Genomic DNA, 1,119 nt, shown 5'->3' with positions numbered 1-1,119 from the left:
GACCGAGACGGCACGCATTCGTCTCGACGGCGGGTTGGTGGCGCTGGGGATTTCGCCGTCGAGACGAATGCGTGCCGTCTCGGTCTGGTCGAGTTTGGGCACGGCCGACAGCAGCGCTTCGGTATAGGGGTGATGCGGACCGGAAAAGACGTCTTCCGACGGTCCGAGTTCCATGATGCGGCCGAGATAGAGCACGGCGATCTTGTCGGAGAGGTAACGCACCACGGCCAAATCATGCGAGATGAAGATGTAGCTGACGTCTTCCTTCGACTGCAGGTCGGCGAGCAGGTTGAGGATGGCCGCCTGCACCGAGACGTCGAGCGCCGAGGTCGGCTCGTCGCACACGACGATGCGCGGGTCGCCGGCGAAGGCGCGCGCGATGGCGACGCGCTGCTTCAGGCCGCCGGAGAGCTGGCGTGGCTTGACCGCAAGATGGCGGTCGGTGAGCCGCACCGAGCGGACGAGGTCGTTGAGACGCGCCTCCAGCGCCTTACCGGAGAGGCCCGCCAGCCGCTTCAGCGCGCGGCCGATCAGGTGGCGAATCGAATGTGAGCGGTTGAGTGCGGAGTCCGGGTTCTGGAAGACGATCTGCATCGCCTTGATCTGGTCGTCGCTGCGGTTCTCCAGCCGCGGCGCCAGCGCCTTGCCCTCCAGCTCGATGGTGCCACCCTCGTCCGGTGGCACCAGGCCGAGCAGCAGCCTGGCGAAGGTCGTTTTGCCGCTGCCGGACTCGCCGACCAGCCCGAGCGTTTCGCCGGGCCGTAGGTCGAGCGAGACATCCTTGACGGCGCGCAGCGCGTGGCCATGGCTGGCATAGGTCTTGTTCAGCCCCGCGACCCGCAGCACTGGTGCGGCTGCCGCCTTTGGTGCAGCCGCCACATCGCTCGGTGTCGCGCGCGGCAGCGCCTGTGCCTTGTCGTGATGGAAGCAGCGCGACAGCCGGCCGCCCAGATCATAGAGCGGCGGCAATTCGCTGCGGCAGCGGTCATCGGCGAGCGCGCAGCGGTCGGCGAAAGCGCAGCCCTTGATGTCAGTTCCAATGCCGGGCAGGAAGCCCGGAATGGTATCGAGGCGGCCCTGATCCTTGCGTTGGCCACCGCGCGGCAGGCAGCGCAGCAA

General features: G+C 67.5%; 1 protein-coding gene. It reads right to left on the bottom strand.

Features of this window, described 5'->3' with window-relative positions; all coding sequences use genetic code 11:
• A partial coding sequence (locus tag EN935_RS37185; RefSeq protein ID WP_127374296.1) for an oligopeptide/dipeptide ABC transporter ATP-binding protein occupies positions 1 to 1,119 on the bottom strand: 1,119 nt, incomplete at both ends.

Origin of the sequence: Mesorhizobium sp. M7D.F.Ca.US.004.03.1.1 (assembly GCF_003998635.1) — a bacterium.
GTDB classification, from domain to species: Bacteria; Pseudomonadota; Alphaproteobacteria; order Rhizobiales; family Rhizobiaceae; genus Mesorhizobium; species Mesorhizobium loti.
This window is presented reverse-complemented; position numbering and strand designations above follow the sequence as displayed.